Annotated in this window: 17 protein-coding genes; 9 read left to right on the top strand and 8 right to left on the bottom strand. The window is 63.7% G+C overall.

Annotated features, from left to right (window positions below; translation table 11 throughout):
• The first annotated feature begins 1 nt into the window (after position 1).
• On the top strand, positions 2-1,132 hold the full coding sequence (locus QA643_RS33000; RefSeq protein ID WP_283029836.1) for an FAD-dependent monooxygenase: 1,131 nt from the start codon (positions 2-4) through the stop codon (positions 1,130-1,132).
• 4 nt (positions 1,133-1,136) lie between these two features.
• Here QA643_RS33000 and QA643_RS32995 read toward each other — a convergent pair whose 3' ends face one another.
• The 4 genes from QA643_RS32995 to fdhD form a co-directional block, all read right to left on the bottom strand.
• Positions 1,137-1,814: a hypothetical protein gene (locus QA643_RS32995; protein ID WP_283029835.1), complete on the bottom strand. Its 678-nt coding sequence runs from the start codon at positions 1,812-1,814 to the stop codon at positions 1,137-1,139.
• A 49-nt stretch (positions 1,815-1,863) separates the two neighbouring features.
• Entirely contained in the window at positions 1,864-2,163 is a 300-nt protein-coding gene (locus QA643_RS32990) for a hypothetical protein (RefSeq protein WP_283029834.1), read from the bottom strand.
• A gap of 102 nt (positions 2,164-2,265) precedes the next feature.
• Positions 2,266-2,835 (bottom strand): molybdenum cofactor guanylyltransferase MobA, encoded by a 570-nt coding sequence (gene mobA / locus QA643_RS32985; RefSeq protein ID WP_283035004.1) that lies wholly within the window; start codon positions 2,833-2,835, stop codon positions 2,266-2,268.
• A gap of 40 nt (positions 2,836-2,875) precedes the next feature.
• Positions 2,876-3,766: a formate dehydrogenase accessory sulfurtransferase FdhD gene (gene fdhD / locus QA643_RS32980; RefSeq protein ID WP_283029833.1), complete on the bottom strand. Its 891-nt coding sequence runs from the start codon at positions 3,764-3,766 to the stop codon at positions 2,876-2,878.
• Between the two features lie 222 nt (positions 3,767-3,988).
• On the opposite strand from fdhD, the gene mobB reads away from it, so the two are divergent.
• From mobB to fdhF, 8 genes are all read left to right on the top strand, one after another.
• A complete protein-coding gene (gene mobB, locus QA643_RS32975) occupies positions 3,989-4,516 on the top strand; it encodes a molybdopterin-guanine dinucleotide biosynthesis protein B (protein ID WP_283029832.1) in 528 nt (175 codons plus the stop codon).
• A gap of 8 nt (positions 4,517-4,524) precedes the next feature.
• A complete protein-coding gene (gene glp, locus QA643_RS32970) occupies positions 4,525-5,781 on the top strand; it encodes a gephyrin-like molybdotransferase Glp (protein WP_283029831.1) in 1,257 nt (418 codons plus the stop codon).
• A gap of 41 nt (positions 5,782-5,822) precedes the next feature.
• The gene (locus QA643_RS32965) at positions 5,823-6,074 is read left to right on the top strand and encodes a sulfurtransferase TusA family protein (protein ID WP_283035003.1); all 252 of its coding nucleotides are present in this window, start codon (positions 5,823-5,825) and stop codon (positions 6,072-6,074) included.
• 88 nt (positions 6,075-6,162) lie between these two features.
• A complete protein-coding gene (locus QA643_RS32960; protein WP_283029830.1) occupies positions 6,163-7,596 on the top strand; it encodes a sigma-54 dependent transcriptional regulator in 1,434 nt (477 codons plus the stop codon).
• A gap of 13 nt (positions 7,597-7,609) precedes the next feature.
• Entirely contained in the window at positions 7,610-9,613 is a 2,004-nt protein-coding gene (locus QA643_RS32955; protein WP_283029829.1) for a HAMP domain-containing sensor histidine kinase, read from the top strand.
• A 402-nt stretch (positions 9,614-10,015) separates the two neighbouring features.
• Positions 10,016-11,671 (top strand): OFA family MFS transporter, encoded by a 1,656-nt coding sequence (locus QA643_RS32950; RefSeq protein WP_283029828.1) that lies wholly within the window; start codon positions 10,016-10,018, stop codon positions 11,669-11,671.
• 302 nt (positions 11,672-11,973) lie between these two features.
• The gene (locus QA643_RS32945) at positions 11,974-13,686 is read left to right on the top strand and encodes an NADH-ubiquinone oxidoreductase-F iron-sulfur binding region domain-containing protein (protein ID WP_283029827.1); all 1,713 of its coding nucleotides are present in this window, start codon (positions 11,974-11,976) and stop codon (positions 13,684-13,686) included.
• Positions 13,683-16,448 carry a formate dehydrogenase subunit alpha gene (gene fdhF, locus QA643_RS32940; RefSeq protein ID WP_283029826.1) on the top strand — a complete coding sequence of 922 codons (2,766 nt, stop codon included), beginning with the start codon at positions 13,683-13,685 and terminating at the stop codon, positions 16,446-16,448. The genes QA643_RS32945 and fdhF overlap by 4 nt, the downstream gene beginning before the upstream one ends.
• A gap of 218 nt (positions 16,449-16,666) precedes the next feature.
• On the opposite strand, the gene QA643_RS32935 is transcribed toward fdhF, so the two are convergent.
• The 4 genes from QA643_RS32935 to QA643_RS32920 form a co-directional block, all read right to left on the bottom strand.
• Positions 16,667-17,965: a LysM peptidoglycan-binding domain-containing protein gene (locus tag QA643_RS32935; protein WP_283029825.1), complete on the bottom strand. Its 1,299-nt coding sequence runs from the start codon at positions 17,963-17,965 to the stop codon at positions 16,667-16,669.
• A gap of 168 nt (positions 17,966-18,133) precedes the next feature.
• Complete coding sequence (locus tag QA643_RS32930) at positions 18,134-18,748, bottom strand: GDYXXLXY domain-containing protein (protein ID WP_283029824.1); 615 nt, start codon at positions 18,746-18,748, stop codon at positions 18,134-18,136.
• A complete protein-coding gene (locus tag QA643_RS32925) occupies positions 18,745-20,007 on the bottom strand; it encodes a DUF2157 domain-containing protein (RefSeq protein ID WP_283029823.1) in 1,263 nt (420 codons plus the stop codon). Before QA643_RS32925 ends, QA643_RS32930 begins: the two co-directional genes overlap by 4 nt.
• A gap of 161 nt (positions 20,008-20,168) precedes the next feature.
• On the bottom strand, positions 20,169-21,776 hold the full coding sequence (locus tag QA643_RS32920) for an AMP-binding protein (RefSeq protein WP_283029822.1): 1,608 nt from the start codon (positions 21,774-21,776) through the stop codon (positions 20,169-20,171).
• Positions 21,777-21,796: the final 20 nt, after the last annotated feature.

The following is a 21,796-nucleotide window of genomic DNA, read 5'->3' as shown; positions in this document are numbered from 1 at the left end:
AATGGCAAGACCGCTATCGATTGCGATCATCGGCGCCGGCATGGGCGGCCTTGCGACCGCCGCGGCGCTCAGGCGGGTGGGCATCGAGGTCACCGTTTACGAGCAGGCCACGCAATTCGCGCGGTTAGGAGCCGGCATCCAGATCGGCTGCAACGCCATGAAGGTGCTGCGCGAGCTAGGGTTGGAGTCTCGGCTACGGGCACAATCCTTCTATCCGCGCTCCTGGAACAACCGCGACTGGCGCAGTGGCGACATCAAGTTCGACATGATCTTCGGCGAAAGCGCCGAGCAGAAATTCGGCGCGCCCTATCTTTTGGCGCATCGCGGCGATTTGCATGCGGCGCTTGCCGGTGCCGTGCCCGATGCATGCATCAGGCTCAACCACAGACTGGTCGGGCTGGAGGAAGCCGGTGAGGGTGTTCGGCTTGCCTTCGGCAACGGCACGACCGTGGTGGCCGATGCCGTGATCGGCGCCGACGGCGTCCACTCGGTCGTGCGAGACATCCTGTTCGGTACTTCGCCGGTGAACTTTACCGGGCGGATCGCGTACCGCACCACCTATCCCGCCGCGCTGCTCGGCGGCGAAAAGATCGACGATTGCACCAAATGGTGGGGCGAGGACCGCCACATCGTCATCTATTACGTCAAGCCGGACCGCAGCGAAATCTACCTTGTGACCAGCCAGCCCGAGCCGGAATTCCGGATCGAGTCGTGGTCGGCAAAGGGCGATGTCAGGGAATTGCGCAAGGCGTTCGCCGGCTTCCACCACCAGGTCGAGCGGGTGCTGGCGGCATGTCCCGATGTCCACAAATGGGCGATCGTCGACCGCAATTCGCTGGAGCGCTGGGCGGATCGCAACGTGACATTGCTCGGCGACGCCTGCCATCCGATGACGCCATACATGGCGCAGGGCGCGGCGATGGCGATCGAGGATGCTGCCGTATTGTCGCGCTGCCTCGACGGCGTCGAGCGGGAAGGCGTTGCGAACGCCTTTCGCCGTTTCGAAGCGACACGCAAGGAGCGGACGGCGCGCGTCCAGGCGACCTCGCGCGCCAACACCTGGCTAAGTGGGAGAACGGATACCGACTGGGTCTACGGCTACGACGCGTGGAGCGTGGCGCTGGCCGCGTAATTTCTTAGCCCTGAACGCGCAGCAACTCGCTGATGATCCGGGACTTCATCCAGCCGACGTTGTCCACAATCTCTCGGCGCAGCGTGTCCTTTTCGTCCTCGTATTGCTCTTGCGTCATGCCCTGGCCGCCCAACGCCGTGACACCGTACGCGTCGAGCGCGGTCTCGTGACGCCGCTTCCAATCGATAACCCGTTGGGTCATGACTTCCGTGACTGCTGGTATCGAGCCGGGATGACCAGCGATGTCACAGGCCTCCTTGGTGCGCATATCCGTGGCAAGCATAAGCACGTTCCACTCGTCGAACCCTATGAGGTTCATCGAGGCATACAGGAATGCACCATGTTCGCCGTCCCAGATGGTGTGGTCGATGACCAGAAAAGGCGCGGCGCGGCAATAACCATGGCGGGCGGTCATTTCGCGGTTGAAGGTCTCGGTGCGCTCCCCCAGCCGCTTCCTGGAGGCCTCGAACAGAGCGATATAATCGTCTGCCGTGGGCAGGATGTTGCGCGGATCGTCAGGAGCAAAGCCGCATTCCCGCAGCATGTTGCCGATCTTCGGATCGTCCCAAATTTCCTTCGGGATAACGCGGGTTACGCCATCTGCGTCAGGTGTCCGAGGCATTGCTCTAATTTCGGCAACGGTCGGCTTTCTCGTGTCGAAACTTGTCCTGCGTCCAAACATGGCGACGGCCTCGCGTTAATTCCGCAGGGTCATTTTGCCGGCAGGCACATTAAATCGTATTTAATCTGATCCTGAAATCCCGACCGATTTCGTCAATGTCCGGGTAGCTAGGGGGGGCGGCGGCGCACCTGCGGGGCAGGTAGAGGAACTGGTTGCGCCGTTCGGCCTCGGCAAGTGCGCGCTGCGCTGCGGGAGAGAGGATTCTTGCTTCCGCCGGCACGGCGACGAGCTTGTCGGCGTCCGTCCACATCGCAGCAAGCTTGCGCAGGTTCGAGACGAGCAGCACGGCATCCCAGACAAAATTGACCGCTCGGACGATGAAGATCAGAAAACCCGAAAGTTCGCTCATCTGCGTTTCTCGATATCGGGCGGGCAGTTGCCCGCCTGGGATAACCAGTGGTCGCCATCAGCCGGGGCGGGGTTCAAGGCGGGTCTGCGGCAATCTGGCCGCCTAGTCGCCATCCAGCATCGCCAGCCGTTCCGCCTCCGCGATATCGTCCATGGTGTTGGCGTTGAAGAAGGGATCGAGCGGTTCGACAGGCCATGTCACCGTGGCCAGTCGGTATCGCGCGGTCCAGCGGTCGATCTTCCTGATGTCTTCGACAACAAGCGCGTGGCGCAGCTCTTCGCGCAAGCCGACGCTCCACAGTCCGATCACCGGATGCGACTGGCCGTCGGAAGCGGCGACGGCCAATTCCGCATTCTCCGCTTCCAGTGCGCCATGTAGCCGCGCCACCAGATCACGCGGCAGGAACGGGCAGTCCGCGGCGGCGCTGAGAACGAGCCTTACATCAGGTCGGTTGGCCGCGGCCCAGTCGAGCGTCGCCAGAATGCCGGCGAGCGGGCCGGGGAAATCGGCGACGCCGTCGGCGATCACCGGCAAGTTGAACGTGGCAAAGCGCGCCGGATCGCCATTGGCATTGAGGATCAATCCATCGCATTGCGGCGCAAGCCGCGCGATCACGCGATCCAGAATGGTACGGCCGGCGATGGTGCGCATCGGCTTGTCACCGCCGCCCATCCGCCGTGCCAGTCCGCCTGCCAGGAGCACGCCGGGAATTCTAGTCGTCACGCTCTTCGCCCTTGCGCTTGTGCCGCGCGGATTCCTCCTCGACATAGTCGAGGTTCTGGTCGAACACGATCCGCTCCTGCCCTGATAGCGCGATGAAGCGCTTGCCGCGCGTGCGGCCGACCAGTGTCAGCCCGACCTGCCGCGCCAGCTCCACGCCCCACGCGGTGAAGCCGGAGCGCGAGACGAGAATTGGAATCCCCATCCGCACCGTCTTGATCACCATCTCCGAGGTGAGGCGGCCGGTGGTGTAGAGGATCTTGTCGGCGGGATCGACGCCGTGGCGATAGATCCAGCCGGCGATCTTGTCGACAGCGTTGTGGCGGCCGACATCCTCCGTGTAACAGACCGGCGTGCCTTCCTTGCACAGCACGCAGCCATGGATCGCGCCGGCTTCCAGGTAGAGCGAGGGCATGGTGTTGATCGTGCGCGTCATTTCGTAGAGCCAGGAGGTGCGCAGCTCCGCCTTCGGCAACGCCACGCTTTCCACCGCTTCCAACAGGTCGCCGAACGCAGTGCCTTGCGCACAGCCGGAGGTCTGCGTGCGCTTCTTCAGCTTTGCCTCGAAATTGGTGTGATGCTCGGTGCGCACCACCACGACCTGCAAATCGTCGTCGTATTCGACCTCGGTGACGACATCGTCGTATCTCAACATATTCTGGTTGAGGAGATAGCCGAGCGCCAGATATTCCGGATAGTCGCCGATCGTCATCATGGTGACGATCTCCTGCGCGTTCAGGTACAGGGTCAGCGGCCGCTCGACCGGCACCCGGATTTCGACTGAAGCGCCGGTCTGGTCGGTCCCGGCGACGCGCTCGGTCAGCCGCGGATCCTCGGGATTCGGCACGATCAGGGGAGCGGGGGCTTTTTCCATCTTCATCATAGGACGCAGGTTAGCATGACTTTGTCTCCGGGCTGATATAAGGACCGGAGTTAACAAGTCACGGTCTACCCGTCATGGCCGGGCTGGTCCCGGCCATCCACGTCTTCCTTTTGGCGACAGCATCAAGACGTGGATGCCCGGGACTTCTGGGGTAAAGACGCGCTTCGCGCTTTTGCCCGGGCATGACGGCATAGGACGAGGGTTTTGGTTCCGGAGAGCATGATGAAAGTAATAGGCCTCGCGGGATGGAGCGGCGCCGGCAAGACCACCTTGCTGACGCGGGCGATCCCGCAATTCGCAAAACAGGGCCTTCGCGTCTCGGTGATCAAGCACGCCCATCATGCCTTCGACGTCGACGTGCCCGGCAAGGATTCCTGGCGGCACCGCGAGGCCGGCGCGGCCGAGGTGCTGGTGTCCTCCAGCCAGCGATGGGCCCTGATGCGCGAATTGCGCGGTGCCAGCGAGCCGCGATTGTCGGAACTGCTGGCAAAGATGTCGCCGGTCGATCTCGTCGTCGTCGAAGGATTCAAGCGTGAACCGCATCGCAAGATCGAGGTTCACCGCGCCGCCAACGGCAAGCCGCTGCTGTTCCCTGACGACCCCGGTATCGTCGGCATTGCGACCGACACGGAGGTTGAAACCACGCTGCCGACCGCCCATCTCGACGATATCGAGGCGGTGACGGCGATGATGCTGAAATCAGCGATCTCGCTCGAAGAGGTACTCGCCAAATGCGAAGCTGAGGGCTGATCGAACCCATGGCGCAATTGTCGGACGATTGCTTTGCCTTCGGCGGCCCGATGATGTCGGTCGATGAGGCCGTGGGTCTCATCACGACCCGCGTGACGCCGGTGGTGGATGTCGAGACGGTCGCGCTCGCGCAGGCCGATGGCCGTGTTCTCGCGCACGATGTTCTGGCACCACTGCCCCTGCCGCCCTTCACCAATTCCGCCGTCGACGGCTATGCGGTTTCGAGCTGCGACCTGTCGCAGAAGGACGAGCAGACATTTGCGGTAAGCGGCCGTGTTCAGGCGGGCAGCACCGCATCTGCGCCGCTCAGGGCAGGGCAGGCGACGCGAATCTTTACCGGCGCGCCGATGCCTGATGGCGCCGACACCGTCTTCATGCAGGAAGACGTTCGCGTCGACGGCGACAAGGTGATCCTTCCCGCGGGCCTTAGGGCGGGCGCCAATGTGCGGCCGGCGGGCGAAGATATTCCTTTAGGCTTTGCGGCATTGACGGCCGGCCAGCGGCTGCGGCCGCAGGACGTTGCGCTTGCGGCGGCATTCGGCCTGACCAAACTCGAGGTCGTCAGACGTCTTCGCGTCGCCGTGTTCTCTACCGGCAACGAGCTGGCTTCACCCGGCGAAGCGCGTGCTGCGGCGCAATTGTTCGATTCCAACCGCTTCATGCTGATGGCGATGCTCGCGCGCCTCGGCTGCGAGGTGAGCGATCTCGGGATCATCAGGGACGACCGCGCCGCGCTCGCACGCGCCCTGCAGGAGGTGGCCGCCGCGCACGATTTGATCCTCACCACCGGCGGCGTTTCGACCGGCGAGGAGGATCACGTCAAGGCAAGCGTCGAGAGCGTCGGCCGGCTGGTGCTGTGGCGGATGGCGATCAAGCCGGGACGTCCCGTTGCGATGGGCATCATCGCCGGCACGCCTTTCATCGGATTGCCTGGCAATCCGGTGGCGAGCTTTGTCACCTTCGTGCATGTGGTGCGGCCGACCATCCTGGCGCTGTCGGGTGCGCGGCCGGAGTCGCTGACGCCGATGCCGGTGCGTGCGGCCTTCGCCTACAAGAAGAAGATTTCGCGCCGCGAATATGTCCGCGTCACCTTGCGCAAGGCCGCGGATGGCGCGCTGGAAGCGGAAAAATTTCCCCGCGAAGGCGCAGGCCTGTTGTCCTCGCTGACGGACACCGATGGCCTCGTCGAGCTCGGCGAAGACGTCACGCAGGTCTCGCCCGGGCAGATGGTCGGGTTTCTGTCCTACGCGGGGCTGATCAACTGATGTCCGTTGACGATGCCGAGCCGCTTCGCCATGGTCGCACCATGACCACGACAAAACTCGATCTGGCCGGGCTGAAATGCCCCTTGCCGGCGCTGAAAACACGCAAGGCGCTAAAGAACCTGCCGCCCGGCGACCGGCTGGAAGTGCTGTGCACCGATCCGCTGTCGGTGATCGATATCCCGAACCTCATTCGCGAGACCGGCGACAAGGTCGAAATCACCGAGCGCAGCCAGGACCGCATCGTATTTTTGATTGAAAAAACAAATGGGTCGATAGAAGAAGCGAATGCGTGATATGGGTGTCTGCAAGCCCCGCGTAGGACAACGACCTCATTAAAACGTACGATTGCCGGGTGCGACATACGGTCCTAGAAATCCCGGCATGAACCTCCCGACATCGAAGGCAAGCGCAGCGGCACCCACTGCCACGGCCAATGAGCCGGCGGCAAAGCTCGGCAAATCGGCCGGCACGCCTGAGTTCAGCGCGCTGGCGCAGGCCTCGATCCTGATTATCGATGACGAGCCGGGCATGCGCAATTTCCTGATGCGCACGCTGGGACCGCGCTGCAAGCATGTGGAGGAGGCGGCCGATACGGACGAGGCCTCGCGCAAGCTCGACAAGAGCCGGTTCGACATCGTCATCCTGGACAATATCATGCCGGGCAAGAACGGCGTCGACTGGCTGGCGGAGCAGCGGGCCGTCGGTTTCTTTGCCGACGCCATCCTGATCACGGCCTATGCCGATCTCGATACCGCGATTCAGGCGCTGCGCGCCGGCGCGGTGGATTTCGTGCTGAAACCGTTCCGCTCGAACCAGATACTCAATGCGGTCGCACGCTGTCTCGACCGCGTCCGGCTGCAGCGCGAGAACTATGTGCTGCGTTATGCGCTACGCGCGTCATCCGACCGCACCTTCCTGCGCGACAATCTGATCGGGGAGTCGCCGGCGGCCCGCAGCGTGCGCGAGACCATTGCGCGTGTCGCCCCGCTGCCGACATCGATCCTTCTGACCGGCGAATCCGGTACCGGCAAGGAGGTCGCGGCACGCTCTATCCACTCATTGTCCGATCGCGCCGAGAAGCCGTTTGTGCCGGTCAACTGCGCCGCCATTCCGCCCGAGATGATCGAGGGCGAGTTGTTCGGGCACATCAAGGGCGCCTTCACCGGCGCCGAAGGCGGCCGCGAAGGCCTGTTTCTCTATGCGCATGGCGGCACGCTGTTCCTCGACGAAATCGGCGAGCTGCCGCTGCCGATGCAGAGTAAGTTGCTGCGCGTGCTGGAGGACCGCCGCGTTCGTCCGGTCGGCGCTGAACGCGAAGTACCGGTCGATCTTCGCTTCATCTTTGCGACCAATGCCGATCTGCAGAAGGCGGTAGAGAAGGGACGCTTCCGCGCCGATCTCTATTACCGGCTGAATGTCATGCAGATTCATCTGCCGTTGTTGAAAGATCGCGGCGACGACGTGCAGGAGCTCGCCGCCATCTTCATGAACAAGCTCTCGATGCAGCTCGGCATGCCGCCGGTTCCGATCGACAGCGCCGTGCGGGCTGCGCTGGCGAGCTACGACTGGCCCGGCAATGTGCGCGAATTGCGCAATTTGATCGAGCGCACCTTGATTCTCGGCGCATTCCCGGACGATTTTGCCGGTCCGCGAAACGACGGCCAGGCGGCCACCGCCGACAGTCTGGCGGACCTGGAGCGCCGGCATATTCTTTCGGTGCTGAAGGAGGCCGGCGGCAACCGCGAGGAAGCGGCCCGGCGGCTCGGCATTTCACGCAAGACCATCGACCGCAAACTCGCGTTATGGAATGGCTGACCGCGCGGGCAGCATGCAAGATCCCGTTCGCGGACAATCCGTTCGCTTCCGGCTGCTTGCCATCGCGCTGCTGCCGATGCTGGTCATCCTGCCGCTGCTGCTAGGCGTCGCTGCCTATCGCTGGAATGCGCGGTTCGACGCGACACTGATCTCGAAGGTGAACGGCGATCTCACCATCGCCCATCAATATCTGGCGCGTATCCTGGAAAAAACCGGCGTTCAAATCCGCGGGCTCAGCCTCTCGTTTCGCTTCCGGGAGGTCGAAGAGCAGGAAACGCTCGCGGCCGTCGAGACCTTGCTCGAGCAGTCCCGCAAGGAGATGGGCCTCGACTTCCTCTATTTGATGGATGCAAGCGGAAAGGTCGTGGCCTCGTCACCCCAACTCAAGGGAGCGCCAAGGGCCGACTGGCCGATCATCACTTCTGCGCTGTCGGGCCAATCGCCGTCGACGGGCGTCGATATCTTTACCGGTGACGAGCTTGCGGCGATTTCGCCTGCGCTTGCCGAGCGCGCGCGCCTCGATCTGGTCCCGACGCCAAATGCGGTGCCGACCGACCGCAGCACCGAAACCCATGGCATGGTGGTGCATGCTGCGAGCCGCGCAACGGCGCCCGGAGGCGGGCCGGCGGCGCTCGTCGGTGGGATTCTGCTGAACCAGAATCTGGAATTCATCGATACGATCAACGACCTCGTCTACCAGGCGGCGAGCCTGCCGGAGGGCAGCCAGGGCACGGCGACATTGTTCCTGGATGACGTGCGGATCTCGACCAATGTCCGCCTGTTCGAGGGAAGGCGTGCGCTGGGGACGCGGGTGTCGGCGGCGGTGCGCTCCGCGGTCTTAGGGGAGGGGCGCACCTGGCTCGACAGCGCCTTCGTCGTCAACGACTGGTACATCTCGGCCTACGAGCCGCTCGTCGATACCTACGGCAAGCGCGTCGGCATGCTCTATGTCGGCTTTCTGCAGAAGCCGTTCAACGACGCCAAGCTCGAGACGCTCCTGATCATCGCGCTCGCCTTCATCGTGATCACCGTCGCTACCGTGCCGATCTTCCTGCGCTGGGCGCAATCGATCTTCATGCCGCTAGAACGCGTCACCGCGACGATCGGCGAGGTGGAGAGCGGCAATCTCTCCGCGCGCACCAAACTGCCGGCGTCGGGCGACGAGATTGGCCGCGTGGCGGTTCACCTCGACACATTGCTGGACCAGATCCAGGAGCGCGACCGTCAGCTGCGCGAGTGGAACGAGGAGTTGAATATCCGGGTGCGCGAGCGGACGCGTGACCTCGAACTCGCCAATCTGAAGCTGGAGGCGACCACCAAGCAGCTCATCATGTCGGAAAAACTCGCGGCGATCGGCGAGATCACCGCGGGCGTAGCGCACGAGATCAACAATCCGATCGCGGTGATGCAGGGCAATCTCGACGTTATCAGAAGCGTGATCGGCGACGACGTCGAAAAGGCCAAGGTCGAATTCCGTCTGGTCGATGAGCAGATCTACCGGATCAGCCAGATCGTCACCAAGCTGCTGCAGTTCGCGCGGCCGGAGGAATATGCCGGTTATGTCGAGCGTCATTCGCCCGGCGCCGTCGTGGCGGACTGCCTGCCGCTGGTGCAGCATCTCCTCAACAAGACGGAAATCGAGGTTGCAAGAGAGGACAGGGGCAGCCGCCTAGTCCTGATGAATCGCACCGAGCTGCAGCAGGTGCTGATCAACCTGATCGTCAACGCCATCCACGCCATGCCGGAGGGCGGGCGCCTGACGCTTCGCTCATACGACGCCGATCGAGACGGCGTGCCCGGCATCGTCATCGAGGTGGGCGATACTGGAATCGGCATGGAACCCGATGTCGTGGGGAAGGTGTTCGATCCGTTCTTCACGACGAAGCGCCGGGAAGGCACCGGCCTTGGCCTCTCCATCAGTCAGACGCTGATCAAGCGCCAGCGTGGCCAGATTACGGTGGAGAGCGAAATCGGCCGAGGAAGCACATTCCGCGTTTGGCTTCCCGAGGCCGACTGACGCCGATGGGCGGACATTTTGTCCGGCAGTAACAGGACAATTTGTCCAGAGTTGCAGGGTGGTTGCCTTACAAGTCATTGATTTCAGGCATCGTGCGATTTGGCACATGGATTGCTCACTCCTTTTCAACGAGATGAAAGGGAGGGCAATGAGACGGGTACACAGTTGGATGGAACTGCTGCCCGCTATTCACGTCGGCAAAATCTCACCTCAATTGGCCGGCACTGCTGCGAGCTCAATCAAAACATCAGGGTGGAACTTTCTCGAATGCGCGAACAGGTTTCGCGCGTTCCGGAAATCGCATGGAGCAGCGGATGGGGCTGCCCCACTGCGTGGCTGAATGACGAATCGAAGACAGTAAACAAAGTCCCGCTCAAGCGCGGGCTGCAGGGGAAAATAGCGATGACAACAATCAGCAGCGCCGGGAGCATCCCCGGTGCAGGAACGGGATTCCTCGACAAAGAGCGAACGATCGCGACCGCCGGCTTCAATCGCTGGCTGGTGCCGCCGGCGGCGCTTTGCATCCATCTCTGCATAGGCATGGCCTATGGCTTCAGCGTGTTCTGGCTGCCATTGTCGCGCGCGATCGGGCTGAATGCGCCGAAGGCGTGCGCGGACATGACGCTGCTCCAGGAGCTTTTCACCACTACCTGCGACTGGAAGGTCGCTAGCTTGGGCTGGATGTTCACCTTGTTCTTCGTGCTGCTCGGCATTTCCGCAGCGGTGTGGGGCGGCTGGCTCGAGCGCGTCGGTCCGCGCAAGGCCGGCTTCGTCTCGGCGATGTGCTGGTGCGGCGGGCTCTTTCTCGGTGCGATCGGCGTCTACACCCATCAATTGTGGCTGTTGTGGCTCGGCTCGGGCGTGATCGGCGGCGTCGGTCTTGGTCTCGGTTACATCTCGCCGGTGTCGACGCTGGTGAAATGGTTCCCGGACCGGCGCGGCATGGCGACCGGCATGGCGATCATGGGCTTTGGCGGCGGCGCCATGATCGGCGCGCCGCTGGCCAACCTGCTGATGAACTATTTCAAGACCCCGACTTCGGTCGGCGTCTGGGAAACCTTCGTCGCGATGGGCGTGATTTATTTCGTGTTCATGATGATCGGCGCCTTCCGCTACCGGCTTCCGCCGGCGGGCTGGCGGCCCGAAGGCTGGACGCCGCCGGCGAAGGCCAATGCGATGATCTCGCAGAACCACGTCCATCTGAAGGACGCGCACAAGACGCCGCAGTTCTGGCTGATCTGGTGGGTGCTCTGCCTCAACGTGTCGGCCGGTATCGGCGTGATCGGCATGGCTTCGCCGATGCTGCAGGAAATCTTCGCCGGCAAGCTGATCGGCTTGCCTGACGTCGGCTTCAACCAGCTCGACGCGACGCAGAAAGCGACGATTGCCGGCATCGCAGCCGGCTTCGCCGGGCTACTCTCGCTGTTCAATATCGGCGGCCGCTTCTTCTGGGCATCGCTGTCCGACAAGATCGGCCGCAAGAACACCTATTATACCTTCTTCATCCTCGGCATCGCGCTCTACGCGCTGGCGCCGACATTTGCGGCGATGGGCTCGAAGCTCTTGTTCGTGCTCGGCTTCGGCATCATCCTGTCGATGTATGGCGGCGGCTTCGCCACCGTGCCGGCCTATCTCGCCGACATGTTCGGCACCCAGTTCGTCGGCGCCATCCATGGCCGGCTGCTGACGGCATGGTCGACCGCGGGCATTATCGGCCCGGTGGTGGTGAACTACATCCGCGAATTCCAGCTCGCGGCCGGCGTTCCGCGTGACCAGCTCTACAACACCACGATGTACATCCTGTGTGCGATGTTGATTGCGGGCCTGATCTGCAACTACCTGATCAAGCCGGTCGACAAGAAGTGGCACATGAGCGATGCCGAGGTCGCCAAGCTGCAGGCGGCGACGGCGAGCGCCGGCAACTCGGGGCCATCGGGCTCCTACGGTATCGGCTTCGGCGGCCTCGACGCCAAGGCGGCGCTGTTCTGGGCGTTCGTCGGCATTCCGCTGGCCTGGGGCGTCTGGAAGACGCTGGAAAGCGCCGTCAAGATTCTCTGACGGTTTGGCCGCCGTGCGGGATCAAACCCCGCGGCGGCCCGCCAACGCGGGTTCGGCCGCAGGGCGATAGGCGTTCGCTATTGCAGCATGGAACAGCTTTATTGATCCTGCGGTCGTTTCGCGTTCTCATTGCTGGGTCGGGCAAGGCGATATCGGCTAAAATCGCCGAGGATGCTCGAACGCCCGAACCACGCCTCCGCCAGCGACTTAAATACTTAGCAAGACATCATAATTCGCTTGGCATCTGGCATACCAGACATTAGAGTTGATCTAATTCAGGCTCAGAGAACGAGACGCTGTCAATGAACATCCATAACGTGCACGAGGTCCGCTCGTTCGAGCATCCGGGCGCGGGCCGGAAGCGGGCCAAGGCGACGCCGAAGGGCCGCCAGGTCGACCCCACCGCCGCCCACGAGATCGAGCTCCTGCTCGGCGACCGCCCGCGGCGCCGCGATCTCCTGATCGAGCACCTGCATCTCATCCAGGACACGTACCACCAGATCTCGGCTGCGCATCTGGCGGCGCTGGCCGACGAGATGAAGCTGTCGTTTGCGGAAGTGTTCGAAACCGCGACGTTCTATGCGCATTTCGACGTGGTGAAGGAGGGCGCGCCTGATATCGCGCCGCTGACCATCCGCGTCTGCGATTCGCTCACCTGCGCGATGATGGGCGCGGAAAAGCTGCTGCATGAACTGCAGGACAAGGCCGGCCCCGGCATTCGTGTGGTGCGCGCACCCTGCGTCGGCCGCTGCGATACGGCGCCCGCTGCCGAAGTCGGCCATCACTTCGTCGACCATGCCACGGTGACGAATGTGCTCGCTGCCGCCAAGGCCGGCGAGACCCATACGCATCTGCCTGATTATGTCGACTACGACGCCTATGTCGCCGACGGCGGCTACAAGCTTCTGAGCCGGCTTCGCTCGGGCGAGATGAGCAAGGAAGATCTCCTGAAGGCGCTCGACGATGCCTCGCTGCGCGGGCTCGGTGGCGCCGGTTTCCCGACCGGGCGCAAATGGCGCGCGGTGCTCGGAGAGCCCGGTCCGCGGCTGATGGCGATCAATGGCGACGAGGGCGAGCCCGGCACCTTCAAGGATCGCTACTATCTCGAAACCGATCCGCATCGCTTCATCGAGGGCATGCTGATCGGCGCACATGTGGTCGAGGCGAGCGACGTCTACATCTACATCCGCGACGAATATCCGGCCGCGCGCGAAATCCTCAGCCGTGAGATCGCCAAGCTGCCGGGGGGCGGGCCGGTGCTGCACCTGCGCCGCGGCGCGGGCGCCTATATTTGCGGCGAGGAATCCTCGCTGCTCGAATCGATCGAGGGCAAGCGTGGGCTGCCGAGGCACAAGCCGCCTTACCCGTTCCAGGTCGGCCTGTTCGGCCTGCCGACGCTGATCAACAATATCGAGACGCTGTGGTGGGTGCGCGATATCGTCGAGAAGGGCGCCGATTGGTGGCAGAGCCACGGCCGCAACGACCGTCACGGCCTGCGCAGCTATTCGGTGTCCGGCCGCGTGAAAAATCCCGGCATGAAGCTGGCGCCATCGGGCATCACCGTGCGCGAGCTGATCGACGAGTTCTGCGGCGGCATGGCCGACGGCCACACCTTCCGCGCCTATCTGCCGGGCGGCGCGTCGGGCGGCATCCTGCCGGCCTCGATGGACAACATCCCGCTCGATTTCGGCACGCTGGAAAAATACGGCTGCTTCATCGGCTCCGCCGCCGTCGTCATCCTGTCCGAGCAGGACAGCGTGAAGGATGCGGCGCTCAACCTGATGAAGTTCTTCGAGGATGAAAGCTGCGGCCAGTGCACGCCGTGCCGGGTCGGCACGCAGAAGGCCGCGTTGCTGATGCAGCGGCCGGTGTGGAACCGCGAACTGCTCGATCAGCTGAGCCAGGCGATGCGCGATGCCTCGATCTGCGGTCTCGGACAAGCCGCCTCGAATCCGCTGACGTCAGTCATTAAATATTTTCCGGAAGAATTCGTGCCGAAAGAGGCCGCGGAATGACCAAGATCAAGTTCGAACTCGACGGCCAGCAGGTCGAGGCCAACACGGGCGAGACCATCTGGCAAGTGGCAAAACGCCACCAGAAGGAAATCCCGCATCTGTGCTACTCGCCGGAGCCTGACTACAGGCCCGATGGCAATTGCCGCGCGTGCATGGTCGAGATCGAGGGCGAGCGCGTGCTGGCGGCGTCTTGCAAACGCACGCCGAGCGTCGGCATGAAGGTGAAGACCGAGAGTGCCCGCGCCGTCGCCGCGCAGAAAATGGTGATGGAACTCCTGGTCGCCGACCAGCCCGCGCGCGAGACCTCGCACGATCCCGATTCGAAATTCTGGCACTGGGCCGAGAAGGTCGAGGTCACCGAGAGCCGTTTTCCGGCCGCTGAGCGCTGGACAAGCGATACCAGCCATCCGGCGATGAGTGTTAATCTCGACGCCTGCATCCAATGCGGCCTCTGCGTGCGCGCCTGCCGTGAGGTGCAGGTCAACGACGTCATCGGCATGGCCTATCGCAATGCCGGCGCCAAGATCGTGTTCGACTTCGACGATCCGATGGGTGAATCCACCTGCGTGGCCTGCGGCGAATGCGTGCAGGCCTGCCCGACCGGCGCGCTGATGCCATCGGTGATGCTGGACGAGAAGCAGACCCGCGTCACCTACGCCGACAAGAAGGTCGACTCGCTGTGCCCGTTCTGCGGCGTCGGCTGTCAGGTCACCTATCAGGTCAAGGACGAGAAGGTCATTTACGCCGAGGGCCGTGATGGCCCCGCCAACCACAATCGCCTCTGCGTCAAGGGCCGTTTCGGTTTCGACTACATCCATCATCCGCATCGGCTGACCAAGCCGCTGGTGCGGCTGCCGAACGCGAAAAAGGACGCCAACGACCAGGTCGATCCAGCCAATCCGTTCACGCATTTCCGCGAAGCCTCATGGGAAGAGGCGCTGGATATTGCGGCCAAGGGTCTCCTGAAGATTCGCGACGAGAAGGGCGTCAAGGCGCTGGCCGGCTTCGGGTCCGCCAAGGGCTCGAACGAAGAGGCTTACCTGTTCCAGAAGCTGGTGCGTACCGGCTTCGGCTCCAACAATGTCGATCACTGCACCCGGCTGTGCCATGCCTCCTCGGTAGCGGCCCTGTTCGAAGGCCTGCACTCCGGCGCAGTGTCGGCGCCGTTCTCCGCCGCGATGGACGCCGAAGTCATCATCGTGATCGGTGCCAATCCGACCGTGAACCATCCGGTTGCCGCGACCTTCTTCAAGAACGCGGTCAAGGGCGGCGCAAAACTGATCGTGATGGACCCGCGCAAGCAGGCGCTGTCGCGCCACGCCTGGAAGCATCTCGCCTTCAAGCCCGGCAGCGACGTCGCGATGCTGAATGCGATGCTGCACACCATCATCACGGAGGGGCTGACCGACCAGCAATATATCGCTGGATACACCGAAGGCTTTGACGAGCTTGCCGAGCGCATCAAGGAGTTCCCGCCGGAGAAGATGGAAGCGATCTGCGGCATTCCGGCCGAGACGCTGAAGGAAGTGGCGCGGGCCTATGCGCGTTCGCAGGCCTCGATCATCTTCTGGGGCATGGGCATCAGCCAGCACGTCCATGGCACCGACAATGCGCGCTGCCTGATTGCGCTGGCGTTGACCACCGGGCAGATCGGCCGCCCCGGCACCGGGTTGCATCCGCTGCGCGGCCAGAACAACGTGCAGGGCGCTTCCGACGCCGGCCTGATTCCGATGTTCCTGCCGGACTACCAGCCGGTCGGCCGCACCGATCTGCGCGAGCCCTTCGAAAAGCTCTGGCATCAGGACCTCGATCCCGTGCGCGGCCTGACCGTGGTCGAGATCATGAACGCGATCCATGCCGGCCAGATCACGGGAATGTATATCGAGGGCGAAAACCCCGCGATGTCGGACCCCGACCTGCAGCATGCGCGCGAAGCGCTCGCCATGCTCGATCATTTGGTAGTGCAGGATCTCTTTGTCACGGAGACCGCGTTCCACGCCGACGTCATCCTGCCGGCTTCGGCCTTCGCAGAGAAGAGCGGCACCTTCACCAACACCGATCGCCGCGTGCAGCTGGCGCGCGAGGTGATCCGGCCGCCGGGCGACGCGCGGCAGGATCTCTGGATCATCCAGGAGATCGGCAAGCGCATGGGTCTGCCGTGGGATTACAACGGCCCGGCCGACGTGTTCACCGAGATGACGCAAGTGATGCCGTCGCTGAAGAACATCACCTGGGATCGCTTGGTCCGCGAGGGCGCGGTGACCTATCCGGTCGACGACCCGAATCAGCCCGGCAACGAGATCATCTTCACCACGGGATTCCCGACCGAAAGCGGCCGCGGCAAGATCGTACCGGCCAAGGTAATCGCGCCGGACGAGGTGCCCGATGCCGATTATCCGATGGTGCTGTCCACGGGGCGCGTACTCGAGCATTGGCACACGGGGTCGATGACCCGTCGCGCGTCCGTACTCGACCAGATCGAGCCGGAGGCGGTGGCGTTCATGTCGCCGAAGGACATGCGCAAGCTCAGCGTCTGGCCCGGCGATTTCATCCGCCTGCAGACCCGCCGCGGCGCCGTCGAGATCAAGGTGCGCTCCGACCGCGACGTGCCCGAGAACATGGTGTTCATGCCGTTCTGCTACGCGGAGGCGGCGGCGAACCTGCTCACCAACCCTGCGCTTGATCCGTTCGGCAAGATTCCCGAATTCAAGTTCTGCGCCGTGCGCGCGGAAAAGGTGGCGCTGCAAACGGCGGCGGAGTAGGGACGGGCAACTCGCTACGAGCCGACAAGGCCCTTGGTGCTCTCGCGTGTTCCGGACGCGGCGCAGCGCGGAGCGCTGCTCCGCAGAGCCGGGACCCATTCGCTTAGCTCGATCATGGACCCCGGCTCTGCAGCGCATCACTACGTGCTGCGCTGCGTCCGGGGAACGGAGGCCGTCGCGGTCCTACGAGCCAGCGGTATCCAGAGCCAGCGATACACTCACTGCGCGGGCACCACAAACACCTGGCCGGGATAAATCAGGTTGGGATTGCGGATTTGTTCCTTGTTCGCCTTGTAAATCACGGCATAGCGCGTGCCGGCGCCGTATGATTGCTGGCTGAGGCGCCAGAGGCTGTCGCCGCGCGAGACCGTCGTGGTAGTGATCTTCGGCACCACTACGGCGGAAGGCGACGAGCCGCTGTCCGGCAAGACCGTCGCCCCCGCGGCCGCAAGCTGCGGCTGTTGTGCCGGGTCGACGCGCTTGGATGCTGCGGCCTGTGCCGACACGGAGGCCGTGGTATCGGGCGCACTGAACGGCACCTCGGCGCGGGCGCGCACCGTGCCGGTGCTCGACGCCTCGTCCAGCCGGACGCGGTAATTGCCCGGCGCGACGCCTTCATTGATGGTGACTGCAAACTTCCCATCCGTGCCGGCCGTTACCGACGTAACGAAGCTGTCGTTGAGATAAAGCCGCAAGGCCGCGCCGGGGCGTGCCTGTCCGCTGACGTGGAACTTGCCGCTCTTTTCGATCTCGACGGTTTCCACGACCACCGCACCAGCCGCTGCTTTCGGCCCGGCCGGTTGCGACAGCACGACGGTGGGCTTGTCCGGGGTGACCAGCGCGACGATCGGCCGCTCGGTTGATTTCGGTTCCAGCGCGGCGGTCACGCGCTGCTTGGACGTCGCCACCGTACCGTCAGCCTGTTTCGAGCGCAGCGTCAGGTCATAGGTGCCTGAAGGGAGTTTTGGCGGGACAATGACGAATTGCCCAGACGAATCTGCAACTGCACGATCATGTACCTCGCCGTCACGCAGCAGTTCCACCGTTGCGCCCGGCGCTGCCCGGCCGGCGATGACGGCTTCGCCCGACGGCTCGATGCGGGCCACGTCGAACGTCGGCACGCCATCGCTGCTCTCTGGCGCCGGGGGACGTCCGATCAACCCATCGACGACGGCATTCGTTTCCGCCTTGGCCGTCGCGAGCGGGGTCGCATTCTGATCTCGTCCGTCCGCAGGATGGGGGGCCGCCGGTGCACTTGTTGCGGCGACAGCATCAGCCGGCGCCTCACTGCGCACGTGGAAAATGGCAAAGGCAACCGCCGCGCCGCACGCCGCAACAAGCGCGATGATGGCAATAATGGTTCGGCTTGCCGGTATGGCAGTCATGATAATCACCCGTCCGCCGGATCTTCGGCGTTGATATTCTATACCGTCTCGAGGAGGGTGGGTACCGGTTTGCGTCCGGAAAAACACGGTCTCGGTTGGGGTTACCGGCCCCAGCCAGCCAATCAGAGCCAACGGCTGGCGTTGATCGAGCCGTCAATCTACGCGCCGGTCGCAGGAAAGGACCCGCCGGAGCCGGCGTGGAAGGAGTTTGCCGATTTCAGGGATTGCATCCATCCGCAGCCGATGTTCAAGGGGTAGGGCCGCGCCGGTTCGTGAAACGCTACGCCACGGACGCGCGCGCTAGAACCATGGCTCCTCATAGACCGGCTTGCCGTCGATCAGGAGGCGCTTGACGGCGGCCCGCCCGGAGGGCAGGACGGCCGCGACGACCTGCAACTTGCGTTGGTTGCGCATATCTTCAAGCTTGCGGCCCTCACCTTCGGGAACGAAATAGCTTTCGAGATTGTAGCGAAGCGTCAGGGTTTCGCAGAAGAGGTCTGACTTCGCGCCGCAGGTAGCGCCATAGGTGGCCCGGCCGCGGATCAGCACCTCCGGGCTCGTCACTGCGACCGGCGCGGCATGGACCGAAACCGCCTGGTAGACGCCGTCGGGATTGGGCGCGAGTTTCACGTACACCAACGGATGGCGTTCGCCGGAGGGCTGGTTTCGCAGCGCGCCCGCCGGCAGTTGCGTGATGTCGTAACCCAAGACGACGTAGTCTCCGCGCAAAAAATCCCTGGGATCGATCGGTCGAGTTTGCAAGGTGACCTCAGTGCCGTCACGCAGAACCTGAACGCGGTCGATGATCATCACCGCCAGCAGTGCGATCTGAACCAGTGCGGCAACGCCGAACAGCACCAGCTTTGGAACGCGCGCCAGGCGTTCGGCGAGGGATGCAGCTGATATCTCGGTCATTCGCGGCTCCTCGGCACGAAGCGATTGAGCCCGAATGCAAGCACCACGGCGACAATGCCTGATGTCGCGAGAAAGATGGAGCGCTTGAGCAGCGATCCCTTCACCGCCCAGGTAATAGCGGCGATGACGCCCGCGATCCCGAGCCATCCGGCGACGATCCGCGGACGGACGTCGTCGAGCATGCCGGAAACGACAAGGCTGAGCATGGCGCAGAGCAGGGCGGCATAGACCAGCCATGGATCGCCCGTTTGCCGGGGCGTCCACAGGGCGGTGGCCGCAAGGGCCAGCCCGATCGCAATAGCCGCGAAGGCCGTGCCGGCCCGGCGCGTTGATGCCGCGGCGGCAAAGGCGAGGATCACGCCCGCGGCGCCACATGCGATGATCCAAAGTGGCTGGTTTGCTAGTCCCACGCGGAGGCGGAAGACCTCGTTGGCCATGATCGCCTCCAGGATGGCGACGCCTGCCAGCGAGAATGCGCCATAGGTGGAGAGGACGGACCCGGCCTGGTTCGCGCGCGGCTGCGGCGATGCGGCAAGTGCGAGGCCGCCACCGAAGATCAATGCGGCACCGTTGGCGAGCGCGAATGACGCGCGGAAATCGGCATGGAGCTGAAATGCAGACGACATCCACCACGGAATTGCGGCAACCGCGACGAGGTGAGCCGCCACGCGAGAATTCCAGGCCAGCGCGAGGCCGCCGGCCACCAGCCAGAACGCCGCGAACACAAAATGCGGATCGCCCATTTCGTAGGTGCGCATCCAGCTCCAGATGGTCGCGGCGGCGAGCGCTACCGCCAGCGCGCCGCGCGAGCCGGTCAGCGCTGCGGCCACGAGCGCGCCCATCGCCCACAGCAGCATGCCGCCGGCGAAGTCGCCGCCCAGGTGGTACATCTGGCCGATCAGCGCGATCGCAGCGCCAAAGATCAGCGCGCCGACGGCGGCGCTGAGATCAGCGAGGACCGGCTGGCCGGACCGCGCAAACCAGCCGCCGAGGCCATGGGAAATGAGGATGCCGGCGAACAGCATGGCCAGACGGAGCAGGCGCGGGATTTCGGTCCAGTGGGCCGCAACGAACGCCAGGAATGCCGCAGCGATCAAGAGGCCACCGACAATGGCGACCATGATCGCGATGTTGACGCCGGGCGCGAGCGGAGGAAGGGCGGCGCGGATGGAAGTGAGAACCGCGGGCGTGATCACGCCATCGGCTTCCCACCGCACTAAGTCAGCTTCGAGGCGCTGCCGATAGGCGCGGTCAAACATGATGACGGCCTATCTGCTCGCACGCCGAGTGATATTACGGCAGGTGATGCTTGGACGTGGTGACTCGCGCATCAAGGTCGAATTCAGATACGGCATTGATGGCCCCCAGTGCCCGTCCAAGCTATCATCGTTGCGGTTGCATAGGAATGGCACCTCGCGCTTCAGATCGCCGTCATCTCGCCCTTGGTCCATGCTTCCCGCAGCTTGAATTTCTGGATCTTGCCCGATCCGGTCAGCGGGAATGCCTCCACCACGAACCAGTGCTTTGGCGTTTTGTGAGGGGCGAGCGAGGCGCGCATGTAGTCGATCAGTTCTTCTTTTTCGATGACTGCACCCGGCGCCGGCCGGATGAAGGCCGCAACCTCTTCGCCCCATCTCTCATGGGGAACGCCGATCACCGCGACCTCGCCGACCTTGGGATGCCTGAACAGCAGCTCTTCCAGCTCGCGCGGATAGATGTTCTCGCCGCCGCGGATGATCATATCCTTGAGGCGGCCTTCCACGGTGCAATAGCCGCGTTCATCCATCGCGCAGAGATCGCCGGTATGCAGCCAGCCCTCGGCATCGATCGCAGCCGCGGTGGCATCGGGCATTTCGAAGTAGCCGATCATGACGTGGTAGCCGCGGGTGCAGAATTCGCCGATCGTGCCGATCGGCACGGTCTCGCCGGTGTTGGGATCGATGATCTTGGTTTCCATGTTGGGCAGCGGCAGGCCGATCGTGTTGGCCTTGTCCTCCACGCTGTCGGTGGTGCGGGTCTGCGCCGCCACGGGAGAGCATTCGGTCTGGCCGAAGACAATCGTGAAAGGCGCGCCGAGCTTTTCTTCCAGCCGCCGCACCAGCGCCGCCGGCACCGTGGAGCCGCCCGAGCAGATCGCCTTCACCGAAGATAGATCGGTGGTGGCGAATGTCGGATGTTCGATCATCGCCACCAGCATGGTGGGAACGCCAAGCATGGCGTTGCCGCGATAGGTCCCGAGCATCTCCAGCACGAGGCCGGGCTCGAAGGCTTCGACCAGCACCGTGGTCGCGGCCTTGGATACAGCGCCGATCACACAGCAGACGCAGCCGCCGGTATGAAACAGCGGCATCGTGGTGACGAAGACGTCGCCGGGATCGACGCCCATGCGGTCGGCGGTGTCGGCGCCGTTGTTGAGCAGGCCGCGGTGACGCAGCAGGGCGCCCTTCGGAAAGCCCGTGGTGCCCGAGGTGTACTGGATCATGACGGGATCGTCGGGGCTGACGGCCGGCAGCTTGATATCTTCGTCGTCGCCGGCAGCGATGAACGCATTCCAATCGTCGAAGCAGATGATCTCGCGCAATTCGGGGCAGTTCGGCTTGACCTCCCGCACTGTCTCCAGCATCGGGTTGCCGCGAAAGCCGTCGACCACGAAGACGCCGGCCGAACGCGACTGCTTCAGCACGTATTCGACCTCCCGGGCGCGGAAGGCCGGGTTCACAGTGACGAGGATCATACCCGCCATCCCGGCGCCGAATTCGAGCATCATCCATTCCGGGATGTTCTGCGCCCAGACGGCGATGCGCTCGCCGGGTTTGAAGCGCGACAGCAGCGCACGCGCGGTGCGCTGGCACTCGCGGTAAAATTCTGCGTAGGTCCATTGCCGCCGCAACGTCGGATCCGGCACGCCGGCAATCAGGGCCAGGCGATCGGGCGCTTCCTCGACGGCCTTGCGCAGGAGATCGCCGAATGTCATTTCCCGCACCGCAGGCGTGGTCGGTCCTGCTACGTGCGACTTCGTCAATGCCATCAAATCCTCCCCGGGGGCGG

Origin of the sequence: Bradyrhizobium sp. CB3481, assembly GCF_029714305.1 — a bacterium.
Taxonomy (GTDB): Bacteria; Pseudomonadota; Alphaproteobacteria; order Rhizobiales; family Xanthobacteraceae; genus Bradyrhizobium.
Note: the sequence above shows the minus strand (reverse complement) of the source record. Positions and strands in the feature narration are given on the sequence as shown.